Here is a 15261-nt window from a genome sequence, read left to right as displayed (position 1 = left end):
CCGTGAACCTGAGCCCGGAGGGAGTACGGAACCGGAACACAACAGCAGGAGACTCGGAGCCAGCTCGGGAGCTGGGCCCGGAGCCGGAAGCCGGGCCGGTGGCCGGGAAATCCGGAACGGATTCCGGATGCAGGAGTCGGAACCCGGATCGGAGCCCGGGAGCCGGAACCCCGGCCCGACCCTCGACCCCCCTCAGTGCTTGCGCCTCCGCCCCTTCCCCCCGCGTCCCGTTGCCGGACGGCTGTCGGCCGTGCCAGCGCTTGTACTGGTCACCGGTACGGGCGCAGCCACTCCCGCCACCTCCGCCCCCGGTCGGTCGGCCGAGACCACCAGGGCCGCGAGGACCGTGGTGACCGGTACCGAGGCGACGAGACCGATCGAGCCGACCAGCGTGCGCACGATCTCCTCCGCCACCAGCTCACTGTTGGCCACGGTCCCCACGCTGGACTGTGCGATGGAGAAGAGCAGCAGCAGCGGCAGCGCGGCGCCGGCGTAGGCGAGGACGAGGGTGTTGACGACGGACGCGATGTGGTCGCGTCCGATCCGGATACCCGCGCGGTACAGCCCGCGCCAGCCCATCGTCGGGTTGGCCTCGTGCAGCTCCCAGACCGCCGAGGTCTGCGTGACGGTCACGTCGTCCAGGACACCGAGCGAGCCGATGATGACGCCGGCGAGCAGCAGACCGCTCATGTCGATCGACGGGTACAGCCCGTGGATGAGCCCGGTGTTGTCGTCCGTGTTGCCCGTGAGCGCTGCCCAGCCGATGAACTCCGAGCCGAGGATCCCGATCAGCACCAGCGAGATCAGCGTTCCCAGTACCGCCACGGAGGTACGGGCCGACAGACCGTGGCACAGGTAGAGGGCGATCAGCATGATGGCGCTCGCCCCGATCACCGCCACAAGCAGGGGGTCCGAGCCCTGGAGGATCGCGGGCAGGATGAAGAAGTTCAACACCATGAAGCTGATGGCCAGGGCGACCAGCGCCATGACTCCGCGCAGCCGCCCGACGACCACGACGGCGAGCGCGAAGATACCGGCGAGCAGCCCCATCGGGAACCTGCGGTTCACGTCGGCGACCGAGTACTGCAAGTCCCTGGGCGCGGAAGGCTCGTACGCGACCACGACCTTCTCGCCCTCGTGCAACTGCCGTGACTGGTCCGGCTGGACGATCTCCGTGAAGGTGCGGCCCTTGTCGTCGCCGGTGTCGACCCGGATCGTCGCCTTCTTGCAGGTGCCGTTCGCCTGTTGCTCGGCGGAGGAGCCCTCGGCGGTGGAGGTGTCCCCGGTCGGGGCCTCACCCGAGGCGTTCACCGACTTGCAGCTGACACTCACGACCTTGCTGACCGTGGCCTGCTGGGTCTGCCGGTCGAAGCCGACTCCGGTGCGTGCGTGCGCCGGGGCGCCACCGGGCCACAGCACCCCGAGCCCCACCACAACGGCTACCCCGAACGGGATGAGGATCGCCGCGATGACCTTGCGCAGGTGCTTGGAGACGGGAGTTGCCGGTCCATGAGCATGACTGTGCGAGTGGCCGTGCCCCCCGCCGGAGCCGGACCCGCTCCCATGCCCGTGCGGGTCACCTGGGCCTCGCCCGTCACCAGAACTGTGCCCGTGTCCCTCGTCGCCACGGCCACCGCCGCCGCCATCGCCACCACCCGCACTGCCACCACCGCCCCGGCCCCCATGATTCGCGGCCTGACCGTGGCCGTGACCGCCGCCATACGCGCCATCGTGCTCGTGTTCATGCTCGCGCCAGCCCCCGACCCCGCCCGCCAGGCCTCCCCCGCCGTCTGCGAAGCCACCGCGGGAGCCGCTGCCGGGGCCGGGCCCGGGCCCGGGGCCGTTTCCGGAGCCCGGTCGGCGCGGAGGCTCGGGAGGCGGGTACGGGGGCTGATGCGTCGTGGTCACCGACCGATCATCGCAAGAGCGACAGGGGCCCTCTGTTCAGCGCGCCCGAATTGACGCTAGCGTGGAGCCACCTTTGTACACGCGGGAGCTCGGAGCACCGGGCTGAGAGGGCGCTGACCTCCGTCCCAGCGATGTTTCACGTGGAACGTCATCTCAAGCGAGTGACGTTCCCCACGAAACGTCGGCAGACGGAAACCGCTGCGTCGACCGCCGAACCTGTTACCGGGTAATGCCGGCGTAGGGAGTAGGTCTCATGACCATCAAGGACGCGCGCACGCCTGCCTCCGACCAGCTGGACGGGGAGGCCGGGAAGTCCATCGGCTGGCACAAGGCGTACATCGAGGGCTCGCGCCCCGATCTGCGGGTGCCAGTCCGTCAGGTGCACCTCACCAACGGGCAGTCGGTCACGCTGTACGACACGTCGGGCCCGTACACCGATCCGCTGACCGAGACGGACGTCCGCCGGGGACTTGTGCCTCTGCGGGAGAACTGGATCATCGCCCGCGGAGACACCGAGGAGTACGCGGGCCGTCCCGTGCGCCCCGAGGACGACGGGATCAAGCACACCTCACCACGGGGTGGCCTCCGCAACCTCGACGCGGTCTTCCCGGGGCGGTCCCGCCAGCCGCGCCGCAGCCGTGACGGCAAGGCGGTCACACAGCTCGCCTACGCCCGCCGCGGCGAGATCACACCGGAGATGGAGTACGTGGCCATCCGGGAGAACGTCTCTCCCGAAGTCGTGCGTGAGGAGATCGCGGCGGGCCGCGCGGTGCTGCCGGCGAACGTCAACCACCCGGAGATCGAGCCGATGATCATCGGCAAGCGGTTCCTGGTGAAGGTGAACGCCAACATCGGCAACTCCGCGGTGACGTCCTCCATCGAGGAGGAGGTGGAGAAGATGACCTGGGCGACCCGCTGGGGCGCCGACACGGTCATGGACCTGTCCACCGGCCGCAACATCCACACCACCCGTGAGTGGGTGCTGCGCAACTCCCCCGTCCCCATCGGCACGGTGCCGCTCTACCAGGCCCTGGAGAAGGTCGACGGCCGCGCCGAGGAGCTGACCTGGGAGATCTACAAGGACACGGTCATCAAGCAGGCCGAGCAGGGCGTGGACTACATGACAGTTCACGCGGGCGTGCGCCTGTCGTACGTACCCCTGACCGCGAACCGCAAGACGGGCATCGTCTCGCGTGGCGGCTCGATCATGGCGGCGTGGTGCCTGGCGCACCACAAGGAGTCGTTCCTGTACGAGAACTTCGAGGAACTGTGCGAGATCCTCGCCGCCTACGACGTCACGTACTCGCTGGGCGACGGCCTCAGGCCCGGGTCGATCGCGGACGCCAACGACGAGGCGCAGTTCGCGGAGTTGCGCACCCTCGGGGAACTCAACCGGATCGCGAAGCGTTTCAACGTACAGACCATGATCGAGGGCCCGGGACACGTCCCGATGCACAAGATCAAGGAGAACATCGACCTTCAGCAGGAGATCTGCGATGAAGCTCCGTTCTATACGCTCGGCCCGCTGACCACTGACGTCGCGCCGGCCTACGACCACATCACCTCCGGCATAGGTGCCGCGATGATCGCCTGGTGGGGCACCGCGATGCTCTGCTACGTCACGCCCAAGGAGCACCTGGGCCTGCCCAACCGGGACGACGTCAAGACGGGGGTCATCACCTACAAGATCGCCGCCCACGCGGCCGACCTCGCCAAGGGACACCCGGGCGCCCAGGAGTGGGACGACGCCCTCTCCGACGCCCGCTTCGAGTTCCGCTGGGAGGACCAGTTCAACCTGGCCCTCGACCCCGACACGGCCCGGGAGTTCCACGACGAGACCCTCCCGGCCGAACCGGCCAAGACGGCCCACTTCTGCTCCATGTGCGGGCCGAAGTTCTGCTCGATGAAGATCTCCCAGGACATCCGCCGCCGTCACGGCGGCAGTCAGGAGGAGATCGAGGAGGGGATGGCCCAGAAGTCGAAGGAGTTCGCGGCGGCGGGCAACCGGGTTTATCTGCCGATCGCCGACTGAGGTAGGCGAGCCGCCGGCGGGTGGCCCGCGGCCGGGTCTTCGGCTTGCGCTCCCCGTGGTGGGGGCGCAAGCCGAGGGGCTGTGCCGGGAGTTACTCCGGCTGGTGTTCCGGCCCCCCGAAGTCCGGGCTGGTGTAGTCCGGGCTGGTGAAGCTCGGGCGGGCACCGGAGGCTCCGTCGTCCGGGCTGCTGAAGCCCGGGCGGTCGTAGCCGAGGCTGGGCATCCGGCTGGGTGGTGCGGGCGGTGCCGTGTGGTGCAGTGCGGCGGTGCCGGGATCGGCCAGGGCTTCTCTGAGGAAAGGGAGGAGGCCGCGTTCCAGCAGGGCCTCGCGCCAGGCGTCCCTCGCCCGTGCCACCTCCTCGCTGAGCTCGCCGTACCCCGCGTCCGGCGAGGGCCGGTTGTGCAGCGCGGTGAGCAGCAGGCCGCAGGCGGCGACCAGGATCGCGGCCGCGGTCAGGGCGCCGAACACCCATCCGATGGTGATCATCGCGTGGGCGAACGCCGGCGGTGGGCTGAGCATCTGGAGGACGTAACCCACGAGCAGGAAGATCGCCGCGGCGATTCCGGCGAGGACGGGCGTCAGAACGGCGGCGACGGCGACGGCGCCCGCACCGGCGGTCTCGGCGACCTCTCCCATGGCGGTGGCGAGCCCCATCGCACCCGTGCCCGAGTCGGCGGGGCCGGGTTCGTGCACGGACGACAGGGTGGACGGCGTCGACGGGCGGCGCTGTTCCTCGCGGACCTTCACGTAGTGCTGGTACTCGGTCGCCGCGGCCGCCGTGATGAGCGCGGTGGCGTTGAGCGCCATGGTGCGCAGCTGTTCGGGATTCAGCCGCTGTCCGACCGCGGCCAGTTCGGGACGGTGTGGTGCGGAGCGCAGCGCCTCGTCGAGGATCCGCTCGTACTCCTGGCGGTCCTCGCTGTGCAGGTGCTGCGGAACGCTGTTCATGTGCATCCCCCGATGCTCCGTAGGGCTTGGGGCTCGCATGCCAACGAGCCGTCGGGCAGAAACGGAGGGGAGCCTGCTACGGATAAGCAGATGGTAGAGCGGGCACGGCACAGGGTGACAGGGGGTTTCCAGAAATTGGCCCCTGGCCTGCGCGGTCGACGGTCGGTCCGTCCTGGGGGAACCTCTGCCCTGTGAAGCTTCAGATATCCAGGGGCAGTTGCTGGACCAGCAGTTTTCCGGCCATGGTCACCCCGCCGTCCATCGCGATGGCCAGTCCGTCGGCGTAGACGTGCGGTCCCTCGACCACCGGACCGGATTCCTCCTTGTCGTCCTCGGAGCCCACTTCGCCGAGCAGATAGGGGATCGGGCTGTGGCCGTGAACGATGCGGGTGCCGCCGTATGTGTCGAGCAGGGAGCGCACATGGTCGGCGCCGCCCTCGTCGCGGAAGGAGAAGCGCTTGGTGAACTTGCGGAACAGGTCCCACACCTCGTCCGCGTCATTGCGCGTGAGGGTCTCGCGGACGGTGTCGTTGACCGCCTCGATCGAGTCGCCGTAGTCGAGGTAGGCGGTGGTGTCGGAGTGCACCAGCAGATGCCCGTCGACCTCCTCGACGGCGTCCAGGCGGGACATCCACTGCAGGTGGTGGTCCTGGAGGCGGTCCATGTCGGTCTTCTGCCCGCCGTTGAGCAGCCAGGCCGCCTGGAAGGTGGCGGTGCCCGCGCCGGAGTTGACGGGGGTGTCGCCGAACCGCTTGGCGCCGAGCAGGAGGAGTTCGTGGTTGCCCATGAGGGCCTTGCAGTAGCCGCCCGCCGCCGCGGCCTCCGCGGACAGCCGCATCACGAGGTCGATGACGCCGATGCCGTCGGGCCCGCGATCGGTGAAGTCGCCGAGGAACCACAGCCGGGCGGTGCCCGCGCACCAGTTGCCCGCGGCGTCGACGAGGCCCTTCTCGTGGAGTGCGGCCATCAGTTCGTCGAGGTAGCCGTGGACGTCGCCGACGACGAACAGCGGGCCGGGACCCTCCTCCGTCCGCTCAGCGGGGTCGGCGGCCGCCTGGAGCCCGTCACCGTGGTCGATGACGGGCAGGTCCTGCTCGGTGGGGGTGTATCCCTCCGGGTAGGCATCCTGGGCCGGGACGACGTCACCGGGGTGCGTGCTGTGGCCGTAGGGACCGGTCTCGTTGACGTACGCGGGCACCCGGAAGTCGCGCAGCACCGCCGTGCGCTCCACCTCGGGTCCCTGACCGGCCCCCTGAGTCATCAGACCCCTCCACCATCGCGCCGCATCTGCACCGCTTCGGACTGCCTGGTCGCAGCGGCCCGCGGTGCCGTGGGCCCATCATAGGAATGCGGATCGCGCCATGTGATGACCCAGGGGTGGTGAATCGGAGCAAGACTCCTGTGCACCGTGGCATTCGCCCCGTTTGGACCGGGCTTCGACCCTTGCCGGTCTCCCGGCTACTCCTCCTCGGGCGACCGCGGCGGGCTGACCGTCGTGCGCGGGGCCCGCCGCTGGGACGAGGTGCGCACGATCAGCTCCGTCGGTATCACCTGCTCGACCGGTTGGTCCGATGCGACGCCTTCGATGGCGTCGATGAGGAGCTGGATCACGGCCGTGCCGATGCGGCGGGGCTTGAGGGAGAGCGTGGTGACGGGCGGCTCGGTGCTGGCGTACACGGTGGACTCGCTGCAGCAGACGATCAGCAGGTCGTCGGGGACGCGCAGCCCGTAGCGGCGGGCGGCGGCCAGCAGGTCGGTGCCGTTCGGGTCGAACAGGCCGTAGACGGCGTCCGGTCGGTCCGGGCGGGCGAGCAGCCGGTCGGCGGCGACGGCGCCCGCACAGGGATCGTGCGCCGGGTAGGCCTCGTAGACCGGATCCTGGCCCACTCGCTCGCACCAGTGCAGATACGCGGTGGTCGACAGATGGGTGTACGTGTCCGTCGTCGTCCCGGTCAGCAGGCCGATGCGGCGGGCGCCGGCGGCGGCCAGGTGGTCGAGGATGCCGAGGACGGCGGCCTCGTGGTCGTTGTCGACCCATGCGGTGACCGGCAGCGACCCGGCCGGGCGGCCGTCCGACACCACCGGCAGACCCTGCCGGACCAGTTCGCTGACGACCGGGTCCTGGTCGGACGGGTCGATGACCACCGTGCCGTCCAGGGCGACGTTCGACCACACGTCGTGGCGCGAGGTCGCCGGCAGGATGACGAGGGCGTAGCCGCGGGCGAGCGCGGCGGAGGTGGCGGCCCGCGCCATCTCGGCGAAGTACGCGAACTCGGTGAAGGTGAAAGGTTCATCCCCGTACGTCGTCACGGTCAGGCCGATGAGTCCCGACTTGCCGGTTCGGAGGGTTCTGGCCGCGGCCGAGGGCCGGTAGCCGAGTCGGTCGGCGACCTCCCTGACATGGCGGCGGGTGGCGTCCGGGAGCCTGCCCTTGCCGTTGAGGGCATCGGAGACGGTCGTGATGGAGACTCCGGCGGCGGCGGCCACGTCTCTGATGCCCGCCCGGCCCGGCCGACTGCCTCGACGTGAGGTTTCCGCGCGGCTCACCTGGTGCTTCCCTGCTGCTGTCATGGCGAGCCGATAGTAGGGCTCATGCGGTGGGGTAGGGCGGACGCATATGCACGCGTTGACAGGCACGTTTCTGCAAGGTCATCTACCACCAACTACCTTTGAAACAAAGACAGTTAAACGATCCAATGGCACTACGTAACTTGTCGGCACGCATGCGCCTGCCAAGTCCCCGATGTCTCGAAGAGGTCTCAACTCACCTTCACGGGTGACGCGCGCTACGGCGTGAGCCACCGGCGCATAGATATATGTGACCGCGCCCCCGGATTCGTCTGCCTTCGTACGGTGATGCCCCTGATGCCCCTGATGCCGGTGGGGCCGATGAGGTTGGTTCTCAGCTGTACGCAGCGGCGCCCAATCCTCATAAGGTGAGCAGTATTGGAAGCCGGCTGCCCGAGTCGGCCGCCATGCGTCGGTGGTCATGAGGAGGACTGCGGTGAGCGAGACAAGCCCCAAGCTGCGCGCCGAGCTGGAGGGTATCCCCACGTACAAGCCGGGCAAGCCCGCCTCTCCCGGCGGTCCGGCGGCCTACAAGCTGTCCTCCAACGAGAACCCGTACCCGCCGCTGCCGGGCGTGCTGGAGACCGTGACGGCCGCGGTCTCCTCCTTCAACCGCTACCCGGACATGGCCTGCACTGGCCTGATGAACGAGCTGTCCGAGCGCTTCGGTGTCCCGCTCTCCCACCTGGCCACCGGCACCGGCTCCGTCGGCGTCGCCCAGCAGCTGGTCCAGGCGACCTCGGGGCCGGGCGACGAGGTGATCTACGCGTGGCGGTCCTTCGAGGCGTACCCGATCATCACGCAGATCAGCGGTGCCACCTCGGTGCGGATACCGCTGACGGCGGGCGATGTGCACGACCTGGACGCGATGGCCGACGCGATCACCGAGCGGACCCGGCTGATCTTCGTCTGCAACCCCAACAACCCGACGGGCACGGTCGTGAGGCGGGCCGAGCTGGAACGGTTCCTCGACCGGGTGCCCAGTGACGTGCTGGTGGTGCTGGACGAGGCCTACCGCGAGTTCATCCGGGACCCCGAGGTGCCGGACGGCGTGGAGCTGTACCGCACGCGGCCGAACGTCTGTGTGCTGCGCACCTTCTCCAAGGCGTACGGCCTCGCCGGTCTCAGGGTCGGCTTCGCGATCGCCCACGAGCCGGTGGCCGCGGCGCTGCGCAAGACGGCGGTGCCCTTCGGGGTGAGCCAGCTCGCACAGGAGGCGGCGATCGCCTCGCTGCGCGCCGAGGACGAACTCCTGGGCCGGGTCGGCTCGCTGGTCTGTGAGCGCAACCGTGTCGTGGAGGGGCTGCGGGCCCAGGGCTGGACGGTGCCCGAGACCCAGGCCAACTTCGTCTGGCTGCGGCTGGGGGAGCGCACGGTCGACTTCGCGGCGGCGTGCGAGCAGCACGGTGTGGTCGTGCGGCCCTTCGCGGGCGAGGGTGTGCGCGTGACGGTCGGGGAGACCGAGGCGAACGACATCTTCCTGAAGGCGGCTGAGGGCTTCCGCAAGGAGTTGTAGCTCACACCGGCCGCGCGTCCGTGCAGGTCGGAGCAGGTTGGCAAGGGGGGGTCCCGGCGGCAATCGGGACCCCCCTTCGTCTGTCGAAAACAGGTGCGGCATACTGGGCTTGTGAATGTGAACGCTTTCACAAGCGGTCGCTTCACCCGCATTTGTTCCACAAGCCTGTGAGGTAAGGAGCGGCGACGTGGACCTGGCTCTGGCGCCGGAGACCCTGGCGCGCTGGCAGTTCGGCATCACCACCGTCTACCACTTCCTGTTCGTGCCCCTGACGATCTCCCTGGCCGCCCTCACGGCAGGCCTCCAGACCGCCTGGGTGCGTACGGAGAAGGAGAAGTACCTCAGGGCCACCAAGTTCTGGGGCAAGCTCTTCCTGATCAACATCGCGATGGGGGTCGTCACCGGCATCGTGCAGGAGTTCCAGTTCGGCATGAACTGGTCCGACTACTCGCGGTTCGTCGGCGACGTCTTCGGCGCCCCGCTCGCCTTCGAGGCCCTGATCGCCTTCTTCTTCGAGTCCACCTTCATCGGCCTGTGGATCTTCGGCTGGGACAAGCTGCCCAAGAGGATCCACCTGGCCTGCATCTGGATGGTCTCGATCGGCACGATCCTGTCGGCGTACTTCATCCTCGCGGCCAACTCGTGGATGCAGCACCCGGTCGGCTACCGCATCAACAAGGCGAAGGGCCGCGCGGAACTGACCGACTTCTGGGCGGTGCTGACGCAGAACACCGCGCTCGCCCAGGTCTTCCACACGATGGCCGCCTGCTTCCTGACCGGCGGCGCCTTCATGGTCGGCATCGCGGCCTGGCACCTGTTCCGCAAGAAGCACATCCCCGTGATGAAGACCTCGCTGCGCCTCGGGCTGGTCACCGTGGTCATCGCCGGCATGCTCACCGCGATCAGCGGTGACACGCTCGGCAAGGTCATGTTCAAGCAGCAGCCGATGAAGATGGCGGCCGCCGAGGCCCTGTGGGACGGTCAGGACTCCGCACCCTTCTCGATCTTCGCCTACGGCGACGTGGAGAAGGGTCACAACAGCGTGGCCATCGAGATCCCGGGCCTGCTGTCCTTCCTCGCCAACGACGACTTCACCTCGTACATCCCCGGCATCAACGACGTCAACAAGGCCGAGCAGCAGAAGTACGGACCGGGCGACTACCGGCCCAACATCCCCGTCACCTTCTGGGCCTTCCGCTGGATGATCGGCTTCGGGATGACGTCCTTCGCCGTCGGCCTCGCCGGACTCTGGCTGACCCGCAGGAAGTTCATGCTCCCCCAGCACCTGAGGGTCGCCGACGACGAGGTCCCGCATCTGGTCCTCTTCAAGAACAAGGCCCTGAGCCCCAAGCTCGGCAGGCTCTACTGGCTCGCGGCGATCTGGACCCTGGGCTTCCCCCTGATCGCCAACTCCTGGGGCTGGATCTTCACCGAGATGGGCCGCCAGCCATGGGTCGTCTACGGCGTCCTGCAGACCCGGCACGCGGTCTCCCCCAGCGTCTCCCAGGCCGAAGTCCTCATCTCGATGCTCGTCTTCACGACCCTGTACGCCATCCTCGCCGTCGTCGAGGTCAAGCTGCTCGTGAAGTACGTCAAGGCCGGCCCGCCCGAGCTCACCGAGGCCGACCTCAACCCGCCCACGAAGATCGGCGGCGACACACATGACGCCGACAAGCCGATGGCCTTCTCGTACTAGGCCGAGGGAGATCGAGTCATGGAACTTCACGACGTCTGGTTCGTACTCATCGCCGTCCTGTGGACCGGCTACTTCTTCCTGGAGGGCTTCGACTTCGGAGTCGGTGTCCTCACCAAGCTGCTTGCCCGCGACCGGACCGAGAAGCGCGTCCTGATCAACACCATCGGTCCCGTCTGGGACGGCAACGAGGTATGGCTGCTGACGGCGGGCGGCGCGACCTTCGCCGCCTTCCCCGACTGGTACGCCACCCTTTTCTCCGGCTTCTACCTGCCGCTGCTGGTCATCCTGGTCTGCCTGATCGTCCGGGGTGTGGCCTTCGAGTACCGGGCCAAGCGGCCCGAGGAGAATTGGCAGCGCAACTGGGAGACGGCGATCTTCTGGACCTCCCTCATCCCGGCGTTCCTGTGGGGCGTGGCCTTCGCCAACATCGCGCACGGCGTGAAGATCGACCAGCACTTCGAGTACGTCGGCACCCTCTGGGACCTGTTCAACCCGTACGCCCTGCTCGGCGGAGTGGTGACGCTGGCGCTGTTCACCTTCCACGGAACGGTGTTCACGGCCCTGAAGACCGTCGGGGAGATCCGGGAACGGGCACGCAAGCTGGCGACCCGGGTCGGTCTCGCCGCTGCCGCGTCGGCACTGCTCTTCCTGCTGTGGACGCAGGTCGACAGCGGTGACGCCAAGAGCCTGGTCGCGCTGGTGGTGGCCGTGGCCGCACTGGTCACCGCCCTGGTGGCCAACCAGGCCGGTCGTGAGGGCTGGGCGTTCGCACTGTCGGGCGTCACCATCGTGGCCGCCGTGGCCATGCTCTTCCTGACCCTCTTCCCGAACGTCATGCCGTCCTCGCTCAACCCGGACTGGAGCCTGACGGTCACCAATGCCTCGTCGAGCCCGTACACCCTGAAGATCATGACCTGGTGCGCGGGGATCGCCACGCCGATTGTCCTGCTCTACCAGAGCTGGACCTACTGGGTGTTCCGCAAGCGGATCGGCACGCAGCACATCGCCGAACCCGCGCACTGAGCCCGAGATGGGGCATGTTTCACGTGAAACATGCCCCTTGAGAAGAGGGTGTGTTTCACGTGAAACCGATCGACCCGCGCCTGCTCCGGTACACCCGGGCCACCCGCCTCTTCCTGGTTGCCGTCATCGGCCTGGGCGGCGTCGGTGCCCTGCTGGTCATCGCTCAGGCGATGCTCATCGCCGAGATCGTGGTCGGCGCGTTCCAGCACGGTCTGACGATCGCCGAACTCCGCACTCCCCTGCTGCTCTTGGCGACCGTCGCCGTCGGCCGTGGACTCGTCGCCTGGCTCACCGAACTCGCCGCACACCGGGCGAGCGCGGCGGTGAAGTCGGAGCTGCGGGGACGGCTGCTGGAGCGGGCCACCGCACTGGGGCCCGGCTGGCTGAGCGGGCAGCGGACGGGGTCGCTGGTCGCCCTCGCCACGAGGGGAGTCGACGCCCTCGACGACTACTTCTCGCGCTATCTCCCGCAGTTGGGGTTGGCGGTGGTCGTGCCGGTGGCGGTGCTGGCGCGGATCGTGACCGAGGACTGGGTCTCGGCGGCCATCATCGTCGGGACTCTGCCTCTCATCCCGGTCTTCATGGTGTTGATCGGCTGGGCCACGCAGTCTCGGATGGACCGTCAGTGGCGGCTGTTGTCCAGGTTGTCGGGGCACTTCCTGGACGTCGTCGCGGGGCTGCCGACCCTGAAGGTGTTCGGCCGGGCCAAGGCACAGGCCGAGTCGATCCGACGCATCACCGGCGAGTACCGGCTGGCGACCATGGGGACGCTGCGGATCGCCTTCATTTCCTCCTTCGCCCTGGAGCTGCTGTCGACGCTCTCGGTGGCGCTGGTCGCCGTGACGATCGGGATGCGTCTCGTTCACGGCGAGATGCACCTGTACGACGGCCTGGTCATCCTCATCCTGGCTCCCGAGGCGTATCTGCCTCTGCGGCAGGTGGGCGCGCAGTATCACGCGGCGGCGGAGGGGCTGGCGGCCGCCGAGGAGATCTTCGCGGTGCTGGAGACGCCGGTACCGGCATCGGGTACGGCTGCGGTGCCCACCGGTGCGCTGGCCTTCGAGCAGGTCACCGTCAGGTACCCCGGCCGCTCCGGGGACGCCGTCACGGACGTGTCCATCGAGGTCGCACCCGGGGAGACGGTCGCGCTGGTCGGTCCCAGCGGAGCAGGCAAGTCGACGCTGCTCAACGTCCTGCTGGGCTTTGTGCGGCCGGCCGAGGGGCGGGTGCGGATCGGGGGAGCCGATCTCGCCGAGGTCGACCTGGAGGAGTGGCGGTCGCGCATCGCGTGGGTGCCGCAGCGTCCGCAGCTGTTCGCCGGGACGATCGCCGAGAACGTACGGCTGGCGCGACCCGACGCCGACGAGACCGCGGTACGGCGGGCGTTGGGGGATGCGGGGGCGCTGGAGTTCGTCGACGCCCTTCCGCTGGGGGCCGACACCGCGCTCGGCGAGGACGGGGCCGGACTGTCCGCGGGGCAGCGGCAACGGCTCGCGCTGGCCCGGGCGTTTCTCGCGGACCGGCCGGTACTGCTCCTGGACGAGCCGACGGCGGCGCTCGACGGAGCGACCGAGGCGGAGGTCGTGGCGGCTGTACGGCGGCTGGCGGCAGGGCGGACGGTGCTGCTGGTGGTGCACCGGCCGGCGTTGCTCGGGGTGGCGGACCGGGTGGTGCGGCTGGCGGAGCCCGCGGCACCGGCTCCGGTGGACGCCCTGACCAGGACGTCCACGGTACGCACGATCGAGGAGAGCGGCCCCGCTTCGGCCGAGCCCGGGACGACCGAGCCGCCGGCAGGGGCGCGCGGTGTTCTCGCCCGCGTCCGCGCCATGTCCGGCCCCCGACGAGGCCGGCTCGTACTCGCGCTGCTGCTCGGCAGCCTCGCGCTCGGCAGCGCCGTGGGTTTGATGGCCACCTCCGGGTGGCTCATCTCACGGGCCTCGCAGCAGCCGCCCGTGCTATATCTGATGGTGGCCGTGACGGCGACCCGCGCCTTCGGGATCGGGCGGGCCGTGTTCCGGTACGCGGAGCGGCTGGTGTCCCACGACGCCGTTCTGCGCATGCTGGCCGACACCCGGGTCGCCGTGTACCGGCGTCTGGAGCGGCTGGCGCCCGCCGGTCTGCGTACGGCCCGCCGGGGTGATCTGCTCTCGCGGCTCGTCTCCGACGTGGACGCCCTCCAGGACTACTGGCTGCGCTGGCTGCTGCCCGCCGGTGCCGCCGTCGTGGTGTCGGCGGTCTCCGTGGGGTTCACGGCCTGGCTGCTTCCGGAGGCCGGTGCCGTGCTGGCCGTGGGTCTGCTGGCCGCAGGTGTCGGTGTCCCGTTCATCACGGGAGCCGTCGCCCGCCGCGCCGAGCGCAGGCTCGCTCCAGCCCGCGGGGAACTGTCGACCCGCGTGACCGATCTCCTCACCGGGACCGCGGAGCTGACCGTCGCAGGCGCCCTGCCGGCCCGCACCGTCGAGGCACGGCGGGCCGACGGCGTCCTCACCCGGATCGCGTCCCGTGCCGCTACCGCCACCGCACTCGGTGACGGCCTCACCGCCCTGATCTGTGGCCTGACCGTCACCGCCACCGCCCTCGTCGGCGCCCAGGGGGTCGCCTCGGGGCGGCTCGGCGGGGTCGCCATGGCCGTCGTCGTGCTCACCCCGCTGGCAGCCTTCGAGGCGGTCCTCGGGCTGCCGCTCGCCGTGCAGTACCGCCAGCGGGTGCGCAGGAGCGCGGAGCGCGTCCACGAGGTGCTGGACGCGCCCGAGCCGGTACGGGAGCCGGAGCACGCTCGGCAGGCACCCGCCTCACCGTTCCCCGTCGTCCTCAAGGGACTCACCACCCGGCACCAGGGCCAGGACCGGGACGCGCTCGCGGGCCTCGACCTGACCCTCACGCAGGGCCGGAGGATCGCCGTGGTCGGCACGTCCGGCTCCGGCAAGACAACACTCGCCCAGGTGCTGCTGCGCTTCCTCGACGCGGCCGCCGGCACCTACACCCTGGGCGGCGTGGACGTCTACGGGCTGCACAGCGACGACGTACGGCGGCTGGTGGGGCTGTGCGCCCAGGACGCGCACCTCTTCGACAGCTCGGTGCGCGAGAACCTGCTCCTCGCGAAGAAGGAAGCGGGTGAGGAGGAGCTGCGGGACGCGCTGCGGCGGGCCCGCCTGCTCGACTGGGCCGAGAGCCTGCCCGACGGGCTCGACACCCTGGTCGGCGAGCACGGGGCATGGCTGTCCGGTGGTCAGCGGCAGCGGCTCGCGCTGGCCCGGGCGCTGCTCGCCGACTTCCCCGTCCTCGTGCTGGACGAGCCCGCCGAGCATCTCGACCTGCCCACCGCCGACGCGCTCACCGCCGATCTGCTGGCCGCCACCGAGGGCCGTACGACGCTCCTCATCACGCACCGCCTGGCAGGACTGGAGTCGGTGGACGAGGTCGTCGTCCTCGATGAGGGGCGGGTCGTGCAGCGGGGTTCCTACGCGGAGCTGGCGGGTGTGGAGGGGCCGTTGCGGGGGATGGCCCAGCGGGAAGCGGAGTCGGAGCTGCCGATGGCGGCACGCGGGGTGCCGGTCGGCTGAGCCGTG

9 protein-coding genes and 1 riboswitch are annotated in these 15261 nt (G+C 69.6%); of the genes, 5 read left to right on the top strand and 4 right to left on the bottom strand.

What is annotated here, in order from left to right:
* Positions 1–192: 192 nt before the first annotated feature.
* Positions 193–1908, bottom strand: coding sequence for a YibE/F family protein (locus tag ACFVYN_RS16370; protein ID WP_389998389.1), 1716 nt, complete (start codon positions 1906–1908; stop codon positions 193–195).
* Between the two features lie 71 nt (positions 1909–1979).
* Positions 1980–2169, top strand: a riboswitch (TPP riboswitch).
* Here ACFVYN_RS16370 and thiC point away from each other — a divergent pair.
* On the top strand, positions 2162–3940 hold the full coding sequence (gene thiC, locus ACFVYN_RS16365; RefSeq protein WP_389998386.1) for a phosphomethylpyrimidine synthase ThiC: 1779 nt from the start codon (positions 2162–2164) through the stop codon (positions 3938–3940). It overlaps the preceding riboswitch by 8 nt.
* Positions 3941–4031: 91 nt before the next feature.
* Here the strand turns inward: thiC and ACFVYN_RS16360 are convergent, their stop codons facing one another.
* From ACFVYN_RS16360 to ACFVYN_RS16350, 3 genes are all read right to left on the bottom strand, one after another.
* Positions 4032–4895 (bottom strand): hypothetical protein, encoded by an 864-nt coding sequence (locus ACFVYN_RS16360; protein WP_389998383.1) that lies wholly within the window; start codon positions 4893–4895, stop codon positions 4032–4034.
* 193 nt (positions 4896–5088) lie between these two features.
* Positions 5089–6150: a metallophosphoesterase gene (locus ACFVYN_RS16355; protein ID WP_389998381.1), complete on the bottom strand. Its 1062-nt coding sequence runs from the start codon at positions 6148–6150 to the stop codon at positions 5089–5091.
* Between the two features lie 197 nt (positions 6151–6347).
* Positions 6348–7460 carry a LacI family DNA-binding transcriptional regulator gene (locus tag ACFVYN_RS16350; RefSeq protein WP_352391422.1) on the bottom strand — a complete coding sequence of 371 codons (1113 nt, stop codon included), beginning with the start codon at positions 7458–7460 and terminating at the stop codon, positions 6348–6350.
* Positions 7461–7893: 433 nt separating this feature from the next.
* Here ACFVYN_RS16350 and hisC point away from each other — a divergent pair, with 433 nt between their 5' ends.
* From hisC to cydD, 4 genes are all read left to right on the top strand, one after another.
* Entirely contained in the window at positions 7894–8973 is a 1080-nt protein-coding gene (gene hisC, locus ACFVYN_RS16345; RefSeq protein WP_389998379.1) for a histidinol-phosphate transaminase, read from the top strand.
* Positions 8974–9160: 187 nt separating this feature from the next.
* Positions 9161–10669, top strand: coding sequence for a cytochrome ubiquinol oxidase subunit I (locus ACFVYN_RS16340; protein ID WP_389998377.1), 1509 nt, complete (start codon positions 9161–9163; stop codon positions 10667–10669).
* Positions 10670–10687: 18 nt separating this feature from the next.
* Positions 10688–11692, top strand: a complete 1005-nt coding sequence (cydB, locus tag ACFVYN_RS16335) for a cytochrome d ubiquinol oxidase subunit II (protein WP_389998375.1) — start codon at positions 10688–10690, stop codon at positions 11690–11692.
* A 59-nt stretch (positions 11693–11751) separates the two neighbouring features.
* Complete coding sequence (cydD, locus tag ACFVYN_RS16330) at positions 11752–15255, top strand: thiol reductant ABC exporter subunit CydD (protein WP_389998373.1); 3504 nt, start codon at positions 11752–11754, stop codon at positions 15253–15255.
* Positions 15256–15261 lie beyond the last annotated feature (6 nt).

Source organism: Streptomyces sp. NPDC058307 (genome assembly GCF_042880295.1).
Taxonomy (GTDB): Bacteria; Actinomycetota; Actinomycetes; order Streptomycetales; family Streptomycetaceae; genus Streptomyces.
The sequence above is the reverse complement of the archived record's forward strand: the minus strand, read 5'-3'. Positions and strand labels throughout refer to the sequence as shown.

Excerpts from the sequence above, each read along its gene's own strand:
- thiC (WP_389998386.1), top strand. The coding sequence starts at position 2,162 with ATGACCATCAAGGACGCGCGCACGCCTGCCTCCGACCAGCTGGACGGG.
- ACFVYN_RS16360 (WP_389998383.1), bottom strand. The coding sequence starts at position 4,895 with ATGCACATGAACAGCGTTCCGCAGCACCTGCACAGCGAGGACCGCCAG.
- ACFVYN_RS16355 (WP_389998381.1), bottom strand. The coding sequence starts at position 6,150 with ATGACTCAGGGGGCCGGTCAGGGACCCGAGGTGGAGCGCACGGCGGTG.
- ACFVYN_RS16350 (WP_352391422.1), bottom strand. The coding sequence starts at position 7,460 with ATGACAGCAGCAGGGAAGCACCAGGTGAGCCGCGCGGAAACCTCACGT.
- cydB (WP_389998375.1), top strand. The coding sequence starts at position 10,688 with ATGGAACTTCACGACGTCTGGTTCGTACTCATCGCCGTCCTGTGGACC.